This window comes from Pseudofrankia asymbiotica (assembly GCF_001983105.1).
Taxonomy (GTDB): Bacteria; Actinomycetota; Actinomycetes; order Frankiales; family Frankiaceae; genus Pseudofrankia; species Pseudofrankia asymbiotica.
Genome location: NZ_MOMC01000035.1, coordinates 66,282 through 85,312 on the forward strand (window position 1 = coordinate 66,282; position 19,031 = coordinate 85,312).

Annotated in this window: 13 protein-coding genes; 11 read left to right on the forward strand and 2 right to left on the reverse strand. The window is 73.9% G+C overall.

What is annotated here, in order from left to right:
• Window positions 1–87 precede the first annotated feature (87 nt).
• The 5 genes from BL253_RS18140 (at window position 88) to BL253_RS18160 (ending at window position 5,532) form a co-directional block, all read left to right on the forward strand.
• Window positions 88–1,071 carry a hypothetical protein gene (locus tag BL253_RS18140; RefSeq protein ID WP_338013725.1) on the forward strand — a complete coding sequence of 328 codons (984 nt, stop codon included), beginning with the start codon at window positions 88–90 and terminating at the stop codon, window positions 1,069–1,071.
• 206 nt (window positions 1,072–1,277) lie between these two features.
• A complete protein-coding gene (purD, locus tag BL253_RS18145) occupies window positions 1,278–2,648 on the forward strand; it encodes a phosphoribosylamine--glycine ligase (protein WP_241834899.1) in 1,371 nt (456 codons plus the stop codon).
• A gap of 94 nt (window positions 2,649–2,742) precedes the next feature.
• Entirely contained in the window at window positions 2,743–3,288 is a 546-nt protein-coding gene (purE, locus tag BL253_RS18150; RefSeq protein WP_076818309.1) for a 5-(carboxyamino)imidazole ribonucleotide mutase, read from the forward strand.
• Window positions 3,285–4,592, forward strand: coding sequence for an adenylosuccinate lyase (gene purB / locus BL253_RS18155; RefSeq protein WP_076818310.1), 1,308 nt, complete (start codon window positions 3,285–3,287; stop codon window positions 4,590–4,592). The genes purE and purB overlap by 4 nt, the downstream gene beginning before the upstream one ends.
• A 28-nt stretch (window positions 4,593–4,620) precedes the next feature.
• Window positions 4,621–5,532 (forward strand): phosphoribosylaminoimidazolesuccinocarboxamide synthase, encoded by a 912-nt coding sequence (locus BL253_RS18160; RefSeq protein ID WP_076818311.1) that lies wholly within the window; start codon window positions 4,621–4,623, stop codon window positions 5,530–5,532.
• Between the two features lie 10 nt (window positions 5,533–5,542).
• On the opposite strand, the gene BL253_RS18165 is transcribed toward BL253_RS18160, so the two are convergent.
• A complete protein-coding gene (locus BL253_RS18165) occupies window positions 5,543–6,937 on the reverse strand; it encodes a hypothetical protein (RefSeq protein ID WP_076818312.1) in 1,395 nt (464 codons plus the stop codon).
• 219 nt (window positions 6,938–7,156) lie between these two features.
• Window positions 7,157–9,706, reverse strand: a complete 2,550-nt coding sequence (locus BL253_RS18170) for an MMPL family transporter (RefSeq protein ID WP_076818313.1) — start codon at window positions 9,704–9,706, stop codon at window positions 7,157–7,159.
• A gap of 542 nt (window positions 9,707–10,248) precedes the next feature.
• Between BL253_RS18170 and BL253_RS18175 the strand changes: the two genes are divergently transcribed.
• The 6 genes from BL253_RS18175 to BL253_RS18200 form a co-directional block, all read left to right on the forward strand.
• On the forward strand, window positions 10,249–11,667 hold the full coding sequence (locus BL253_RS18175; protein ID WP_158230372.1) for a hypothetical protein: 1,419 nt from the start codon (window positions 10,249–10,251) through the stop codon (window positions 11,665–11,667).
• A 208-nt stretch (window positions 11,668–11,875) separates the two neighbouring features.
• Window positions 11,876–12,757, forward strand: coding sequence for a pantoate--beta-alanine ligase (gene panC / locus BL253_RS18180; protein WP_076818315.1), 882 nt, complete (start codon window positions 11,876–11,878; stop codon window positions 12,755–12,757).
• A 71-nt stretch (window positions 12,758–12,828) separates the two neighbouring features.
• The gene (locus BL253_RS18185) at window positions 12,829–14,532 is read left to right on the forward strand and encodes an L-aspartate oxidase (protein ID WP_076818325.1); all 1,704 of its coding nucleotides are present in this window, start codon (window positions 12,829–12,831) and stop codon (window positions 14,530–14,532) included.
• Window positions 14,529–15,539 carry a carboxylating nicotinate-nucleotide diphosphorylase gene (gene nadC, locus BL253_RS18190; protein ID WP_476644114.1) on the forward strand — a complete coding sequence of 337 codons (1,011 nt, stop codon included), beginning with the start codon at window positions 14,529–14,531 and terminating at the stop codon, window positions 15,537–15,539. The genes BL253_RS18185 and nadC overlap by 4 nt, the downstream gene beginning before the upstream one ends.
• Window positions 15,539–16,291: a type III pantothenate kinase gene (locus BL253_RS18195; RefSeq protein ID WP_076818316.1), complete on the forward strand. Its 753-nt coding sequence runs from the start codon at window positions 15,539–15,541 to the stop codon at window positions 16,289–16,291. Before nadC ends, BL253_RS18195 begins: the two co-directional genes overlap by 1 nt.
• Window positions 16,292–17,702: 1,411 nt before the next feature.
• The coding region (locus tag BL253_RS18200; protein WP_241834905.1) for a sugar transferase at window positions 17,703–19,031 on the forward strand (1,329 nt) is incomplete at its 3' end.

Genomic DNA, 19,031 nt, shown 5'->3' on the forward strand with positions numbered 1-19,031 from the left:
CGCCCGTCCGAGGAGCCGCAACCCACTCCAGGACCGCCGGAAGCGCGGAGGGAAGCCGGCATCAGGCCTCCCTCCGGCGCACCGGCGGTGCTGGCCCCCACCGACCGCCGCCAACGCGGGACCAGCCCCGTCCGGGCCAGCGACGGGGTCTCCGCCGGGCCCGCCGAACTTCTCTGGCAGGTCGGGCCGGGCAGCTACCGCGCTGACGTGGACGCCGACGCCTGGCCGGTCGGGTTCTCCCCGACGGGCGAGGCGCTGCCCGACGCCCTCACCGACGTCCTGCTGCGCGGCAGCCACTGGGTGCGCAGCGCCCAGCGGGCCGAGGCGGAGCGCCGGGAGCGTTCGGCCGCCATCGCCACCCATGTCGAGGCGCAGCTGGCCGCGTTCCTCAGGCTGTGCGCCGAGGCCGACCTGGTGCCTCCGGTGACGATGCGGGTGGTGCGGGACGTTCCGCGGCTGGCGGGAGCCAGGCATCGCGCCGAGGGCCGGCCACGCGCCTCACTGCGCACCGCCGACGACCCCGCCATCCCCTTCGGGCTGGTCGATCCGGCGGGAGCGGCCCGGTCGGCCGCCGACTCGCCGACAGACTCTCCGGCCCACCAGTCGGCGGACCTCCCGGATCACGACCTCCCAGACCACGACCTCCGCCGATCCAGCAGGGACCCTGTCCGCCGATCCGGCAGGACCCCCGGCCCTCGCCGATCCGGGAGGGACGCCGGGAACCCCCCGCGGGGTGCCGACCGCCCTGACCTGCACCCCCCGACCGACGGGCGGCCCAACCACTGGCACGGCAGGAACCAGCTCGCGGCGTGGCCGCTGCTCTACTGGCGTTGCGAGAGCTTCCCCTCCGCCGGCCGGTCGCTGCACCTGTTCGTCGAGCCCGGCGGCCGGACGTTCGAGGGCCGGGACCTGCCGGCCCCGCTGACCGTCGTCGGCCGGCAGGTACGGGTCTGGCCGGTCGACGCCCCGTCGATCGTCGAGGGCATGGCCGAGGTCGACGCCCGCCGCTGCGCCCTCCACCTGGTAGACGGGATGGCCAGGTTGCTGTGGCGAGCGGGCGTCGGGCTTTAGGCGAGCGTCGGGGAATCGGGGGACAGGTCGGTTTCCGGGTATGGTGCGGCGCGGGCCCAGGTCCCCCGCCGACCGGCGTCACCGGTCCCCAGGGGCGGCCCGCGGCGGCCGCACCCCGACTGGCAAAGGACCGACGGACCGATGACACACGGCGTACGACGCCCACGACCGCCTGGCCGGGTGCTACCAGAGGTGGCGGCGTGGGCATGAGGGTCCTTGTGGTCGGCTCGGGCGGGCGGGAGCACGCGCTGTGCCGGGCGCTCACCCGTGATCCCCGCGTCGGCTCGATCGTCTGCGCGCCCGGCAACGCCGGCACCGTCGACATCGCCGAGCCCCGCCCGCTCGACGTCGCCGACCCGGAGGCGGTGGCCGCCGTCGCCGAGTCCGTCGGCGCCGATCTCACGATCATCGGCCCTGAGGTCCCCCTCGTGGCCGGCGCCGCCGACGAGCTGCGCGCCCGCGGCCTGCCGTGCTTCGGGCCGTCCGCCGCGGCGGCGCGCCTCGAGGGCAGCAAGGCGTTCGCCAAGGACGTCATGCGGGCCGCGGGCGTGCCGACGGCGGCGGCCCGCGACCACTCCGAGATCGAGCCGGCGCTCGCCGACCTGGACACCTTCGGTCCGCCCTACGTCGTCAAGTACGACGGGCTGGCCGCCGGCAAGGGGGTGACGGTCACCGAGGACCGCGACGCCGCCGTCGCGGCGGTCCGCGGCTGCCTCCAGGGGCCGGACGACCGCGTGGTGATCGAGGAGTACCTCGACGGCCCCGAGGTGTCGATGTTCGCCGTCGTCACCGAGGACGGCACCGTGGTGCCACTGCTGCCCGCCCAGGACCACAAGCGGATCGGAGACGGCGACACCGGGCCGAACACCGGCGGTATGGGCGCCTACGCTCCCCTTCCCTGGGCATCACGCGGGCTGGCCGGCCAGGTGGTCACCACGGTCATCCGGCCGACGGTCGCCGAGATGGCCCGCCGCGGCACCCCGTTCACGGGCCTGCTCTACGCGGGCCTGGCACTCACCGCGCGCGGGCCGCGCGTGGTCGAGTTCAACGCCCGGTTCGGCGACCCGGAGACGCAGGCGATCCTCGCCCTGCTCACGACGCCGCTGACCGACGTGCTGACGGGCCGCCGCGCGCCGGTGTGGCGGTCGGGCTCGGCGGTCACCGTCGTGCTGGCCGCCGCCGGCTACCCGGGCACGCCGCGGCTCGGCGACCCGATTCGCGGCCTCGACGCCGCCGCGGGGCTCACCGGGGTGGACGTCCTGCACGCGGGGACGAGGCTCGACGCGGACGGGCGGGTGGTCTCGGCCGGCGGGCGGGTGTTGTCCGTCACGGCGATCGGTTCCAACCTCGAGTCCGCGCGAGGATCGGCGTACGAGGCCGTCAGCCGGATCTCACTGCCCGGCGCGCGGTACCGGACCGACATCGGCGACCCGTCGCGGCTGCGCCACGCCGCGGACGTCCGCCGCGCCGGTTCGGTCACCCAGCGGACCGACCAGCCCGGGCCGGCCGACGGCCCGGGGGGGCCGGGCGTGTCCGGTGGGCCGGGCGAACCCGGCCGGCCGGGCGAGCCTGGTTAGGCGGCCGCCGCCCCGAGCAGTCCCGAGCAGTACAGCCGCCCGGGAGTACACGCCGGCGGTCGAGCCGGAGTCCTCCCCGACGACGAGGAGCGAAGTGAGCAGCATCTCCAACACCCCCGAATCCCCCACCGCCCGCCCGCGGGTCGCGGTCGTCTACGGGTCCGCCTCGGACGCCCAGACGATGAGCAAGGCCGGCGCGACCCTCTCGCGGTTCGGCGTCGCCCACGAGGAGGCCGTGCTCTCGGCGCATCGCGCGCCCCGCACGCTGGCCGACTGGGTGGAGGGCCTGCGCGGCCGCGGCATCCAGGTGGTCATCGCCGGCGCCGGGCTCGCCGCGGCGCTGCCGGGCACTGTCGCCGCGCTCACCACCCTGCCGGTGATCGGCGTCCCGATCTCCGGGGGCGCGCTCGACGGGATGGACTCGATGCTCGCCATCGCCCAGATGCCGCCGGGCGTCGCGGTGGCCACGGTCGGCCTGAACAACGCCACGAACGCGGCCGTGCTCGCCGTCCAGATCCTGGCGCTCTCGGACCAGGAGCTCGCCGGCAAGCTGGTCACCTACAAGGACGACTTCGAGCGTGCCGCGGCGGACGGGCTCGCCCGCGTGGCTGCCGCCTCCCCCGCCGGCGCGTCGGCATGATCGAGCGTTACACCCTGCCCGAGATGGGCCGGGTCTGGTCGGAGGCGCACAAGTACGAGCTGTGGTGCAAGGTCGAGGTGCTCGTCGTGGAGGCGCACGCCGCCGCGGGGCGCATTCCCGCCGACGCGGTCGAGCCGGTACGCGCGGCGCCAGCACCGACGCCGGCGGCGGTCGCCGAGATCGAGGCCGTCACCCAGCACGACGTGATCGCGTTCCTCTCCGCCTGGGCCGACCAGACCGAGCCCCGCTCGGCCGCCGCCTACGTCCACTTCGGGATGACGTCGTCCGACCTGCTCGACACGGCGCTGGCCTTGCAGCTGGTCGAGGCGACCGACATCCTGCTCGCCAAGGCGGACGCGCTGGTCGCGGCGCTGCGCGACCTCGGGCTCGCGCACCGGTCGACGCTGCGGGTCGGGCGCACGCATGGCATCCACGGCGAGCCGACGGTCTTCGGCCACCGGGTCGCGGACCTGGCCTTCGGCGTCGCCCGCTGCCGCGACCGGCTGCGCACCGCCCGCGCCGACGTCGCCGTCGCCAAGATCTCCGGAGCGGTGGGGACGTACTCGAACATCGACCCGGACGTGGAGCTCCACGTCGCCGAGAAGCTGGGCCTCACCCCGGCGCCGGTGGCCACCCAGGTCGTGCTGCGCGACGGGATAGCGAGCTGGGTCGCGGCGCTGGCCGGGATCGCGACGGTGTGCGAGGCGGTGGCCCTCGAGGTGCGGCACGGGCAGCGCACCGAGGTGCGCGAGCTGTCCGAGCCGTTCGGCAAGGGCCAGAAGGGCTCGTCCGCGATGCCCCACAAGAAGAACCCGATCATGTCCGAGCGGATCGCGGGGCTCRCCCGGATCGTGCGTGCCCAGTACGTCCCCGTCCTCGAGGGCGTGCCGCTGTGGCACGAGCGGGACATCTCGCACTCCTCGACGGAGCGGATCGCGCTGCCGGACGCGTCCGCCGGCGTCGACTACCTGCTGAACCTGACGACCCGGCTGGTGACCGGCCTGGTCGTCGACGCGGACCGGATGCGGGCGAACCTCGACGCCACCGGCGGGCTGGTCTACACCTCCGCCGTGCTGCTGGAACTGGTCGAGACCGGCCTGTCCCGGGAGGACGCCTACGCCATCACGCAGGCCGCCGCGATGGAGACCTGGCAGACCGGCGTCCCGTTCCGGGAGACGTTGCGCAAGCACGCCGCCGACCGCGGCCTGCCCCTCGACGAGGCCCGCCTCGACGAGGTAAGCCGCCCCGAACGCTACGTCGAGCGRCTGGCCCCTGTTTTTGACCGACTCGCGGCGCTGAGCTGACGGCGTTAGCCAGGAACCTGGAGAGATAGTGCCACTTACGCATGAGGAGTTCGGCGGGCTGACCCACCTCGGCTCGGGCAAGGTCCGCGAGCTGTTCGCCGTCGGAGACGACGCGGTGCTGCTCGTCGCGAGCGACCGGATCTCCGCGTTCGACGTCATCCTGCCGACGGAGATCCCCGACAAGGGCGCGGTGCTGACCGGCCTGACGCTGTGGTGGTTCGACCAGCTCGCCGATCTCGTCCCGTCGCACGTCATCAGCTCGAACGTCGACGAGTACCCCGCCGAGCTCGCTCCCTACAAGGAGCAGCTGCGCGGCCGGTCGATGCTGTGCCACCGGCTGGACATGGTCCTGGTCGAGTGCGTCGCCCGCGGCTACCTGACCGGCAGCGGCCTGAAGGATTACAACCGCACCGGTGCCGTCAGCGGCCACCCGCTGCCCGACGGGCTCGTCGACGGCTCGAAGCTGCCGCACCCGATCTACACGCCGTCGACCAAGGCGCCGATCGGCGAGCACGACGAGAACATCAGCCGCGCGGACGCGGCGGACCGGATCGGCGCCGAGCTGGCCGCCGAGCTGGAGAAGCTCACGCTGCAGATCTTCGGCCGGGCGAGCGACCTCGCGGCCGAGCGCGGCATCCTGCTCGCCGACACGAAGTTCGAGTTCGGCCACGACCCGGCCGGCGTGCTGCGGCTCGGCGACGAGGTGCTCACCCCGGACTCGTCGCGGTTCTGGCCGGCGGACCTGTGGTCGCCGGGCGGGGCCCAGCCGTCGTTCGACAAGCAGTTCATCCGGGACTACCTGGTCAACTCCGGCTGGGACCGCGACACCCCCGCGCCCGAGCTGCCGGACGACGTCGTCGTCTCGACCAGGGCGCGCTACGTCGAGGCGTACGAACGCCTGACCGGCATCTCGTTCGACGACTACCTGTCGACCTCCTGAGCGAAGGCCGTCACTGACCCGAGCGAGTCCGCTGGCGGGGACGGCCGTCCAGCACCTTGATCGGGTCGGTGCACAGGAGACTCAGCATCTGGCTCACGCGCGCCGGGTCATAGAGCCCGTCGTCGAACTGCGCCCGTACGTGCAGCACGCCCTCGAGCTCGACGTAGATGATCGAGATGCCCTCGTCCCTGCCGCCGGAGCGCGCGTTGGCGAAGAAGCGACCCTCCGGCGGGGCGAGCCACCGCAGACGCTCCAGCTCGGGCACCCGGCCCCAGCTGACCAGCCACGGCCGCAGGTCAGGCGACGACGGTGACGCGGCGCCCTCGTGGTGCCGCGGTCGGGGCAGCCAGGTCTTCGCGACCTGGATGGCCTGCCTGACCAGCGGCTGGCCCAGCTCGGTCGCCAGGCGCATCTCCTCTCCGAGCGACTCCGGTGACGTCGGGTCGTCCGGCCAGATGGTCACGCGCTCCACGAAGTTGCCGAAGTCCGGTCCGCCGGACCGCAGATAGCGCCGCAGGTCGCAGGGCAGGTGGATGCCGTCGTCAGCGAGGGCGAGCCCAGCCGTCTCCGACGCGGCGAGGGTCGCCGCGAACAGCACGCTGATCACGGACGCGCCGGGAGCGTGCTGGTCCCGCCACTCGCGCAGCGTGGCCATGTAACCCGCCCTGGAACGCTCGAGCAGCCTGCGAACGCCCCCCGCCCCCGCCCCCGCCGCCGGACGCCACTGCGCCGCGACGGGCGCAGGCCGGCGCTCACCGAGCGCGGGCGGCTCGCCGGCGCGGACACCCGGCTGGCCGGGTGGGCCACCGCGCCCGCCTCGGATGGACACCACGAGGTCCCTGAGCAGCGCCGGCCGTCGGCCGTAGGTCTCGCCCAGGGCACGCGGCAGCGGGTGCCGCGTCCCATGTTCGATCAGATCGACCGGACGGCCGCCGTCCAGCGCGTAGCGCAGCAGGCCCGCCCAGAACTTCAGGCCGGTGTAGTCGCCGAGGAGATGGGAGAACACCATGATCGAGCAGCGCTGGCCAACGAAAAGCCGGAACGGCAGGTCACCCGTACCCTCCTCGCAGAGCTCGGCCAGGCGGGCCAGCAGGGGCCCGGAATCCTCGGCGGGCTCACCCAGGGCCGCCGGGCTGTCGTCAAGACCGACCACGGCCGCCGACAGGAACTCCTCGCGTTCCGCGAGCGGAACGGGCACACGGGTTCGCCTGACGGCATCGATGCGCCGGGTGAATCTGCTGGTCGGATCCGCCACCGCGAGGTACCGGATCACCGCGCGCACGGCTTCGACCGACGGCATCTCGGCCGGGCCGGTCGCGATCGCGAAGGTGCTCTCGACATCGAGCCAGAACCAGTCACGCCGCGGGAAGTCGTTCTCTTGGAAGACAGTCGCAGTTTTGGCCACGGGACTACCAGGCTCCCCCCACCCGACAAGTACAGAAATTGTACCCGCGTGGACCGGCCACGCTCATCGCCACGCGGGCCACACAGGCAATCACGTTCTAGCAGGCAATCACGCTCTAGAGAAAAGAAGGACGTCGCCAGGCATGGCTGTGCCCGCCCTGCCGCGGGGGACGGCAGGGCGGGCACAGGACGGGGCAGCGGCGGTGTCAGGGCCGCTGGGTCAGCTGGTGTGGGAGTGGGCTCGCAGCGGCCGGGTCTGCTGGGTGGGGAGGACGGCCGCGGGGATGTCGCCCGCGTCAGGCCCGGTGGGGGTGGAGCCGGCCTTGGGGCGCCAGATGCGGTCGCCGAGCAGGGTGAGCATGGCGGGCATCAGCAGGACCCGGATGACGGTCGCGTCGATGAGGATGGCCGAGCCGAGACCGATGCCCAGCTGCTTCATGCTGACCTGGGACAGCGTCGCGAAGATCGAGAAGACCGCGACCATGATGACCGCCGCGCTGGTGACCACGCCGGCGCTGCGGCGCAGGCCGGCGAGCGCCGCCGACCGCATGTCCAGCCCCGCCTCCCGGGCCTCGCGGACCCTGGAGAGCAGGAACACCTGGTAGTCCATCGACAGGCCGAACAGGATCACGAAGAGCATCAGCGGCATCCAGTTGGCGATGCTGCCGGTGGCCGTGAAGTTCAGCAGGCCGTCCGCCCAGTGGTGCTGGAAGATCAGCACCAGCAGGCCGTAGGCCGCGCCGACGGAGAGCAGGTTCAGGCCGACCGCGAGGGCCGCCACCGTGGCGCTGCGGAACGCCGTCAGCAGCAGCATGAAGGCCAGCAGCAGCACGAACCCGATCACGAGTGGCGTACGCCCGCCGAGCTGGTCGTTGAAGTCCAGCGAGCCGGCGGCCATGCCACTGACGTCGGCGCGCGCACCGGGGATCTTCTCGATCGTCGAGGGCACCAGGTCGTCGCGCAGCGTGTGGACCGCGTCCATCGACGCGTCGTCGGTGCCGCCACCGGCGATCGGCATGAGCACGCGGGCGACGGTCTTGTCCGCGCTGACGTCGACGATGACGGGCTCGAAGCCGACCTTGGCCGCGACGGCCTTCGACCGCAGGTCGTTGATCGCCGCGGTCACGGGCGCGGAGGTGACGTCGGGCGCGGACACCACGATCACCGCGGGTGTCGGCCCGCCGGGGAAGGCTGCGGTCAGCCGGTGGTAGGTCTTCATGACCGGGATGTCCTGGGGCAGGTCGTCGAGCCCCTGCTCGGCGGTGTGCATGCCCAGCGTCGGGAGGGCGAGCAGGATCAGCAGGCCACCGGTCACGGTCGCGACGATCCCGGGGTGGCGCATCAGCCGGTCGAGCAGGCGGACCCGGCCGGTCTGCCCGGCCGCGTCGAGGAGCGCGGCGCGCTCGGCGGCGGCGACGCGCTCGGCGTGCTGCGCGGCGACGGCGGCGCCGAGGACCTCGGTCATGGCCGCGTCCGCGATCTCGCCGGACTGCCGCTTCGAGTGCCGCGCGGTGCGGCGCGCCGCCCGCCGGGCCCGCCGGGAGCGGGGCGCGTCCGGCGCAGCCGGGCGCTTCCAGGGCAGCCGGCCGAGCTCCACCCGGTCACCGAGCAGGGACAGCAGCGCGGGCAGCACGGTGACCGAGCCGAGCAGCGCCACCAGGACGACGATCATCGTGCCGACCGCGATCCCGGTGAAGACGCTCATCCCGGTGATCATCAGACCTGCCAGCGACACGGCGACGGTCAGTCCGGAGACCAGCACGGTGTGCCCGGAGGTCTCGGACGCGATCGCCAGCGCCCGCTCGGGGCCGTGGCCCTTGGCGCGCTCCTCGCGCTCCCGGCGGATGTAGAACAGCGCGTAGTCGACGCCGACGGCGAGGCCGATCAGCAGCATGACCGACGTCGCGATCTCGTTGGTCGGCATCAGGTGGCTGACGAACGCGACCACCCCGAGCGTGCCGACGAACGCGGTCATCGCCAGCGCCACCGGGATCAGCGCGGCGATCAGCGCGCCGAACACGATCAGCAGAATGGCGATGGTCACCGGGATCGCGGACCACTCGGCCCGCTGGAAGTCGTTGCCCATCGTCTCGTCGAGGGCCTTGTCGGCGCTCGCCTGGCCGAACTGCTCGACCGTGAGCCCGCTGTGGGCGGCGGCGACCGAGGCGACGGTGTCCATCACCGGCTCGATCCGGTCGGTGGCGGTGTCGGGATCCCCGGTGAGCTCGAAGGTCACCAGCACGGACCGGCCGTCCGCGGAGATCAGGCCGCGGTCCTCGGTGGCGCCCCGCGCGGCGATCGGGGCCCGTACGTCGGTCACCTCGCCCGTGGCCGAGATCCGCGCGATGACGTCGGCGATCGTCGCGGAGACCTCCGGGTCGGCCARCTGGCCGCCGGCCGGCGCGGCCGGGAGCTGAATGAGGACGTTCTCGCTGTCGCGGTCGACGAAGCCGGCGTCCTTCAGCGTCTGCTCCGCGCGACCGCTCTCGCCGAGGGTCATGTCGTCGTCGTCGAGGGTCTTCGTGCCGATCATGCTGCCGATCATGATCACGGCGATGACGGCGACCAGCCAGCCGGCGACGGCGAACTTGCGGTGCCGCACGCTCCAGCGCGCGGCCCTGGCGGCGATGTGGTTGGCGTGACCGTCGGCGTTGACGCGGCCCGCGTCGCCGCTCGGCCGGCGGTTGGGCCCGGCGGCGGAGCGCGCCAGGGCCTGGGCGGAGTGATCGGCCCGATGGCCGTCGGGGTGGTGGGGAGCGCGACTGGGCATGCGTCAACGTTCCCGGAACGGGCAGGCAAGGTCACTGGAGCGAACCGCCGACCCTGGGGTCAGGCCAGCCTGTGGGCCATGGTGGGTCACCACCGCCGGCCGGGGTGGGGCCAGCCCCACCCCCCAGCCCGACACACCGGGTGCCAACCATTCACGGCCGGACCCGTGACCAGCGCTTTCGGCCGACGTGCCCGGCACGCGGACGACGCGGCGCGCGTGCCCTTCACAAGGGGCGGGAGGCGGCGTCCGCGGGCAATCCCCCGCTACGGAAGGGTGTCAGCTCGCCGACAACCGGCTGACGGCGCCCGCTCCCGTCTCGGTAACGGCCGGGCCACGCGCGTCGATCCTTCAGAAGGCCGGTTCTTCGGAAGGCCGACGGGTGGTMGCCGGGCAAGCTCCTGATCGGCCGCTCACGGGTCAGGCCTAGAGTGCCTCCCCGGCGGGCCTGGAATCGGGGGCTCCGATCAGTGGGGCGACGAACGTGACCGTTCCAGCGACAGGTACAGCTATTGTGCCCGGCAGGTGGAGGGCCTGGGAATCCCGTGACGAAGGCTGCGACTGTGTTCCGCTGGAACGACTTCCCGCGACGCGACCGGCTCTGGCTCGACGTCGAGAGCACCTTCGCGGTCGCGACCGGCCCGGCCGAGATGCCGTCGGTCGAGGCCGCGCGCGCGGTGATCCGGCATCTCGCGGCGATCGATCCGGCCAGCCGGTTCCTGCGCCGCATCGATGCGGTCAGGGGGGCCCGTGTCCCCGTTCCGTTCGTGCGGCGCGAGCGGTTTCTGGCGGCCGTCGTCGTCGGCCTTGATGACAGCCCGGCCGCCGTGGGCGATCCCGCCGAGGATCCCGGACCTCTCATGGCCCGCCTGGCCGAGCTCTGCGAGGAGGGCCTCGGCGACCTTCCGTTCCGGATCTTCGTCGGCCGGCACTGCTCGTTCCTCGTGTTCTCTCATCTTCTCGGCGACTACACCTGCCTGAGGTTCTGGGCGGGCGTGCTGCGCCACGCGCTGGCGGGCACCCGTCCGGTCGACCTGGTGGAGCGCGGGGCGCGCTACCCGCTGCCGCGTGCCCTGGGCGAGACCTACGGCCGCCGGCCGGCCCTGCTCAGGGGCCTCGTGGCGTCGATGCGCGAACAGCACGCGGTCCCAGCCAGCCGGCTGGGGTTCCTGGGCGGCGAGCGGCCCGAGCTCGACGAGTGGCGACCGGCCGATGCCGCGGCGGGGCCACGCTCAGCGACGGGACGCGTGAGCAGACTGGTCGAGCGTTCCAAGGCGGGCTACATGGCCACGCTGCGCGAATGGCGCGACCTGCACGCCCCTGGCGTGTCCGTGAACAGCGTGCTGTTCGCGGCGACCCTCGCCGCGTCGGACGCGGCTGGGCTCGCCCGACCCGACGACGGCGTCCACCTGCCCTGCGACCTGCGGCGCTACCTGCGGTCCGGCGCGCCGGACTTCGGCAACTTCGTGGAGCGTCTGACCATCTGGCCGGACGACCCGACGTCACCGGAGTCGCTCGGAGCGGAACTACGCCGGGCGACCGAGCTGGGCCAGCCGCTCGCCAGGCACGCCATCCAGATCGCGAAGACCCGACGGCCCCGACCGCGCGAGGCCRCCGCCCCCCAGACCGCCGCCGGCCAGGCCGAGCCGGCGCCGGCGTCGCCTGACCTGCGGCCGTGGCTGGTCAGCTGGGGCCGGGTGCCCGAGCTGGAGCGTCTGCGGTGGCTCGCCCCGCCGGAGGGTCGCTTCTTCGCCAACGCGCGCTCCGGCGGCAGGGACGAGGGCATCTCGATCATCTACGTCGAGCTCGAGGGCGTGCTGCACGTACGGGCGCAGTTCGACGACGGGCTCTATGACCCGGCGCGCGTGAGCCAGATGCTGAGTCTCCTGTGCACCGACCCGATCAAGGTGCTGGACGGCCGTCCCCGCCAGCGGACTCGCTCGGGTGGGGCTGGCGTCGCGTAGGCCTGGGCAGGCCCGGCTCGGCGTTGTCTGGCTGGCGTCTTCACGGCGATGCCGGCGTCACCGCGTCGGCGGCCTTCGCTTCGGCCCTGGTCGGGCGTGGCTTGGGGCGGCCGGTTGGGCCGGGTCACAGCAGGCCCCCACCGGGGTTGCGCAGGGGTTACAGTCGTCCGCGACGTCCGGTACCGCACTCGAGGACTGGAACGGCCCGATGCCCCGTACTCCGCTCGCCGATCCCGACGCAGGGACTCGGCCCGCACTCGCCAGCACCCGCGCGGAGCTCGCCGCGCTGCTCGCCCGGCCCGCCGGGCGCCGGGCGGTGGTGATGACCATGGGCGCGCTGCACGAGGGGCACGCCACCCTCATCCGCGCGGCCCGCCGCGAGGCCGACCAGGTCGTCGTCACGATCTTCGTCAACCCGTTGCAGTTCGGCCCGCGCGAGGACCTCGACCGCTACCCGCGCACCCTCGAGGCAGACCTCGAGGTGTGCGCCAGGGAGGGCGCGGACGTCGTGTTCGCTCCGGCGCTCGTGCACGACCCGGCCCCGCTGGTGACCGTGAGTGCCGGGGCGCTCGGCGACGTGCTGGAGGGGGCGAGCCGGCCGGGGCACTTCGACGGCGTCCTGACGGTCGTCGCGACGCTGCTGCACCTGGTCCGGCCGGAGCTGGCGTTCTACGGCCGCAAGGACGCCCAGCAGCTGGTCTGCATCCGCCGGATGGTCTCGKACCTGKCCTTCGGGGTGCGGATCGTCGGCGTGCCGACGGTCCGGGAGCCGGACGGGCTCGCGCTGTCCAGCCGCAACGCCTACCTGACCGAGTCCCAGCGGGTGTCCGCGCTCGCGCTCTCGCGGGCGCTCGCGGCGGGCCTCGCGGCCAGCGGCGACGGCCCCGACGCGGTCATCGCCGCCGCGCGCGCGGTGCTCACGGCCGAGCCGGGCATCGAGGTCGACTACCTCGTCCTCGCCGGGCCCGACGACCTCAGCCCCGCCACGGCGGGACCCGCGCTGCTGCTCGTCGCGGCCAGGGTGGGAAGCACCCGCCTGATCGACAACATCGAACTCGTCCTTCCACCCGCCGCCGAGCCAGAGGCCTGACCATGACCAGCGACTCCTCACCTTCGGCCTCGGCGCCGCCCGCGCCGCGCGCGCTGGCGGGTCTGCCGCCGTTGCCGGTGCTGCCCGCGCGGCTCGGCGCGCCGCGGGCCGGCTGGACCAGGCACGCCGACGTCGTGGTGATCGGCTCGGGCGTGGCGGGGCTGTCCGCCGTGCTGCGGGTACGCGCGGCGCTGCCGACCGCCCGGGTGCTGCTGGTCACCAAGGCACTGCTGGACATGGGCTCGACCCGCTGGGCGCAGGGCGGGATCGCCGCGGCGCTGGCCGCCGAGGACTCGCCCGACGACCATCTGCGCGACACGCTGGTCGCGGGCGTCGGGCTGTGCGACCCGGCGGCGGTGCGGGTGCTGGTCGACGAGGGCCCGGCCAGGGTCCGCGAGCTCGCCGCGCTCGGGGCCCAGTTCGACCGGACCGCGAGCGGCGAGCTGTCACTCACCCGGGAGGGCGGCCACCTGCGCGACCGGATCGTGCACGCGGGCGGTGACGCCACCGGCCTGGAGGTGGAGCGCGCGCTGATCGCGGCGCTGCGCTCCGACGAGGCCGTCGAGATCATCGAGCACGCCCTCGTCCTCGACCTGCTCACCGACGCGGACGGCCGCGTCGCCGGCGCGACCCTGCACGTCCTGGGCGAGGGCAGCCGCGACGGGGTCGGAGCGGTCACCGCCAGGGCGGTGATCCTCGCGACCGGCGGAATGGGCCAGATCTTCGCGTCCACGACGAACCCGCCCGTCTCCACCGGAGACGGGGTGGCGCTCGCGCTGCGCGCCGGCGCGGTGGTCACGGACCTGGAGTTCGTCCAGTTCCACCCCACGGCGTTCTGGGCGCCCGGCGCCGAGTCGCTCGACGTGGGCCAGCGGCCGCTGGTGAGCGAGGCGATGCGCGGCGAGGGCGCCGTCCTCGTGGATGCGGCCGGCGAACGGGTGATGCTTGGCGTACACCCGTTGGCCGACCTCGCGCCGCGGGACGTGGTCGCGAAGCAGATGTCGCGGGTGATGGCCGCCCAGGGCGTCAATCACCTCTATCTGGACGCCCGTCATCTCGGTGAGGCGACGATCCTGCGCCGGTTCCCGACCATCACCGCCCAGTGCCGAGCCCAGGGCGTGGACCCGGTCACCCAGCCGATCCCGGTGGCACCGGCGGCCCACTACGCCAGCGGCGGGGTGCGCACCGACACCTGGGGCCGCACGAGCGTGCCCGGCCTCTACGCCTGCGGCGAGGTGGCCTGCACGGGTGTGCACGGCGCGAACCGGCTGGCGTCGAACAGCCTGCTCGAGGGCCTGGTCTTCGCGGCGCGGATCGCCGAGGACCTGGCCGCCGGGCTGCCCTCGCCGGGTGTGCCGGCGCTCGCCGTGGTCGAGCGCGGCTCCGCCGGGCTCGCGGACCCGGCCGAGCGCGGCGACCTCGCCCGGGTGATGACCGACGGCGCCGGGGTGCTGCGCTCCGCGCCGAGCCTGCTGGCCGCCGCGAAGGCGCTGACGGCCATCGGCGACGTCCGGGTCACCGGCTCGACCGTGACCGCCGGGCCGGACGCCTGGGAGATGAGCAACCTGCGGACCGTCGCGACGGCGCTGGTCGCCGCCGCGACGGCGCGCACGGAGACCCGCGGCTCGCACTGGCGCGAGGACTTCGCCGAGGCCGACGACGACTGGCGAGGGCACCTGCTGGTCCGCCTGGACCCGGACGGGGCGCTCGGCGTCACGTTCGAGCCCGCGGCGGCAGACGGGGCGACCCCCGTCGAAGGAGAGAAGGCACTGTGAGCCCCAGGATCGCCGCGAGGCACGCCGTCGCTCCGGCCCACGTCCTCGCCGACGCCGATGCCCCCGCCGCGGCGGGCGAGATGGGCCTCGGGCTGTCGGACGCGACCAGATCGGCCCTGGCCGCGACCGGCCTCGAGCCCGCGGGCCTCGCCGACGTGCTGTCCCGGGCGCTCGCCGAGGACCTGCCGGCGGCGAGCGGGCTCGGCGTGGACGCCACGTCGGCCGCCACCGTGCCCGCGGACCTGGTGGCCACCGGCCGGATCGTCTCCCGGGCGCGCGGCGTGGTCGCGGGCCTCCCGGTGGCCGCGGCGGTGTTCGAGGCCGTCGCCGGCCGCACCGTCGAGGTCACGCTGACCGCCGCGGACGGCGACCGGGTCGAGCCCGGCGACGAGGTGCTGCGGGTGCGCGGCCCGGTGCGCGGGCTGCTGACGGCCGAGCGCACCGCGCTGAACCTGCTGTGCCACCTGTCCGGGGTGGCGACGGGGACGCGGGCCTGGGTCGACGCCATCGCCGGGACGGGCGCCGCCGTGCGGGACACCCGCAAGACCATGCCGGGGCTGCGCGCGCTGGAGAAGTACGCCGTGCGTGCCGGCGGCGGCGTGAACCACCGGATGTCGCTCGTGGACGCGGCGCTGGTCAAGGACAACCACGTGGTCGCGGCCGGCGGGGTGGCGGCCGCGTTCGCCGCCGTGCGCGGGGCCTTCCCCGACCTGCCCGTCGAGGTCGAGTGCGACACCGTCGAGCAGGTCGCCGAGGCGGTCGAGGCGGGCGCCGACCTGATCCTGTGCGACAACATGAGCACCGACGAGCTTCGGGCGGCGGTGGCGCTGGCCCGGCCGACCGGGGTACTGCTGGAGGCCAGCGGCGGCCTCACCCTGGCCGTCGCGGCCGACGTGGCGGCCACCGGCGTCGACTATCTCGCGGTCGGCGCCCTCACCCACTCGGTCACGGCGCTCGACCTGGGCCTGGACCTCGCTCTCGACACGCAGGGAAAACGGTCGCACTGATGCTGCTGACGATCGACATCGGCAACACCAACACCGTCCTCGGCGTGTTCGAGGGCGAGACGCTGGCCGACTCGTGGCGGGTGCGCACCCAGCCGAACGCGACGGCGGACGAGCTGACGCTGGTCTACCGCGGCCTGCTCGGCGAACACCAGATCGACGGCGTGTCGGTGTGCTCGACGGTGCCGGCGGCGCTGCGGGAGATCCGCCGGATGGCGGCGCGGATCTTCCGGCATGTGCCGGTGGTGGTGGTCGAGCCCGGTACCCGCACGGGAGTGCCGATCCTCATCGACAACCCCAAGGAGGCCGGCGCCGACCGGATCATGAACACACTGGCCGCGCACCACCTGCACGGCGGGCCGACGATCGTGGTCGACTTCGGCACGTCCACCAACATCGACGTGGTCTCCGCGCGCGGCGAGTTCCTCGGCGGCGCGCTCGCGCCCGGCATCGAGATCGCGCTGGACGCGCTCGCCTCCCGGGCCGCCCAGCTGCGCAAGGTCGAGCTGGTGCCACCCCGGTCGGTGATCGGCAAGGGCACCGTCGAGGCCCTGCAGTCCGGCATGATCTACGGGGCGGCCGGACAGGTGGACGGCCTGGTCCGGCGCATCCGCGCCGAGCTCGGCGCGGAGGCGACCGCGATCGCGACCGGTGGTCTCGCCCCGCTCGTCATCAAGGAGAGCGAGACCCTCCAGGTGCACGAGCCACACCTCACCCTGATCGGCCTGCGGCTGGTGTTCACCAAGAACATCTGACCGCCACCGGCACCGCTCCCCAGTGGTCTTTTCTGGCGGAGAATGCCCTGTTTTTGGAGTCAACTTCACGACATATACCCAGGGTCATGTCTCGTCGGAATTCGCGCGCCAGCCCACGCCGGTACACACGGTCACACAGTGCGATCTGTGGTCCGGCCAGGCGAGCCACGCCCCGCGCCACACGCAAAAGTGCCCAGGCGGGACCACTTCCGGACCATGCGACCCGGCCGCGGCGGACCAGTCAGCGCGACGGAATTTGCCCTAACAACACCGATAACACTATGCCCCGCCGCTAGAATTCGGCCCGAATCTCCATTCGGCCATCATCAGGTCAACGGCCGCCCGATCGCGTCTTTGATCGAGCGGCCGGCGGCCGACACACCCGGGCACGCAGGTACAGCTAGGCTCGGCGGCTGACGATCATCCGCCGGCATGCCGAAACGGCGGAAGACGCAAGGGGCGGGGGCCACCGGTGACGGAGACGGTCGACGGAATAGACCCATTCGTGCGGGCGGAGGCCCCGGTCAGGGAGCATCCGGGCATTCCGCACCCTGAGACGGCACACCGGCGCGCGGCGGCGCCGGACACGGCGCGCCTGCACGCGGAACACCTGAGCACGGAGCACCCTGGCCTGGGACACCTCGGCGCGGAGCACGCGAGCACCGAGCACGTTGGCACCAGAACGGACGAGCCGAGTCAGGGCGGCCTCGGCTCATCGCCCGGCGACGGGCCCGGCGCCAGGTCCTCTCCCGGCGCGGGCCACGCCGCCGCCGTGGAGCCGGCCGCGTCGACCGGCGTCGCGGCGGACGATGCCGCCGACCGGAGTCCCGTGGAGCCCAGCACCATGGACGAGAACGCCGTAGACAACGACACCTCCAAGCCCACCGGCACCGATCCGGAGGCGACGGTACGGGTCCCGATGCAGTGGACGCGGGTCTCGCCGCGCACGGCCGGTCCACACACCGCCGGTGCCCGCGGGACGCGCACCGGCAGCCGGGCCAGGCGTGACTCTCCCGCCGACGGCTCCGCCGACGACTTCGTCGGCGCGGCGCGCCCCACCACCGCCGCCGACGCTTCCGGGGGCCGCGCCGCCGCGGGTGACGACGACGACACCACCCTGCGCATCACCGCCAGAGCCCTCGCCAGGAACGGCATCGCGCGGGACGGTGCCACCGCCGCCCGCGAGGACGACGCCGCCAGGGACGACGCCGCGGCGGCGGGCCTGGCGCCCGCGGGCGCCGCGGCGGACCGGACCGCGCGGGACGCCCTCGAGAGCACGGCGCAGGGCGCGGTCACCGGGCCGACGGTCCTCCCGCTGCCGCCCGGCGGTCTCGAAGGCCTCGGTCTCGCGACGGAGCCATCCGAGCCGGTGGCCTCCGTTCCCGCTCCCAGGGCCGCCCCGCCGACCGGCATGCCGGCGGACGATCCGGCCGGCGAGACGGACCAGCCCGCCGAGCACCAGGCATACCGGGCTCACATCTCCTGGGAGGGCAAGTACACCCGGCTGGTGGTCTGCGCGGACCTGGCCGCGGGGGCGCTCGCGGCGGCGCTCGCCTACGTCCTGCGGTTCGGCGGCCTCGTCGACTTCGACCTGATGCCGGTCTCGCCGACGCCCTACCTGATCCTCAGCGCCGTCTTCCCCGTCGCGTGGCTCGCCGGGATGTCGCTGAACCGTGCCTATGAGGACCGCTTCCTCGGCGGCGGGACGGAGGAGTTCCGCCGGGTCGTCAACGCCGCGGTGCGGCTCACCGCCCTCGTGGCCGTCGGGTCGTACGCGACCAAGGCCGAGATCGCCCGGGCCTACCTCCTGATCGTCTTCCCCGCGGCCACGATCCTCACGCTCGCCGGCCGCGGGGCCGCCCGCTCGCTGCTGCACCGGATGCGCCAGGCCGGCCGCTGCCAGCACCGGGTCCTCGTCGTCGGGGCGGGCGAGTCGGCGGCGTCCCTGGTGCGGCTGGCCCGCCGTGACCCGAGCGCCGGCTGGTCGGTCGTCGGCGTCTGCCTGGACCGCGCGCCCGGCCGGCACAGCCACGACCGCCTGGAGAGCGCGGGCTTCGACCTGTTCGGCGTCCCGATCGTCGGTACGTCGGACGCGCTGGAGGACGCCATCCGGCTCACCGACGCGACGACCGTCGCGATCAGCCCACAGATCGACGGTGAACGGCTGCGCCGGGCGCTGTGGGCGCTGGAGGGCACCAACGTCGACGTCCTGGTGTCCTCGGCGGTGACCGACGTCACGGGTCCTCGGATCCACCTGCGCCCGGTCGCGGGCCTGCCCCTGTTGCACATCGAGGAGCCCGAGCTCACCGGCACCCGCCGGCTGATGAAGGTGCTCCTCGATCGCGGGGTGGCCTTCTTCTCGCTGACGCTGCTCTCGCCGCTGCTGTTCGGGCTCTGCCTGGCCGTCCGGCTGACCAGCAGGGGCCCGGCGATCTTCAAGCAGACCCGGACCGGCCAGGGCGGCAAGGAGTTCACGATGTACAAGTTCCGGTCGATGTACGTCGACGCGGAGGCGCGGCTGGCCGAGGTCCTCGCTCTCAACGACCGCGAGGACGACTACATGTACAAGGCCAAGGACGACCCTCGGATCACCCGCATCGGAAAGTTCCTGCGCAAGTGGTCGCTCGACGAGCTGCCGCAGCTGCTCAACGTCCTGAACGGCACGATGTCGCTGGTCGGCCCGCGCCCGCCGCTGCCGCGGGAGGTCGCGAAGTACGCCGACGACGTGCATCGCCGGCTG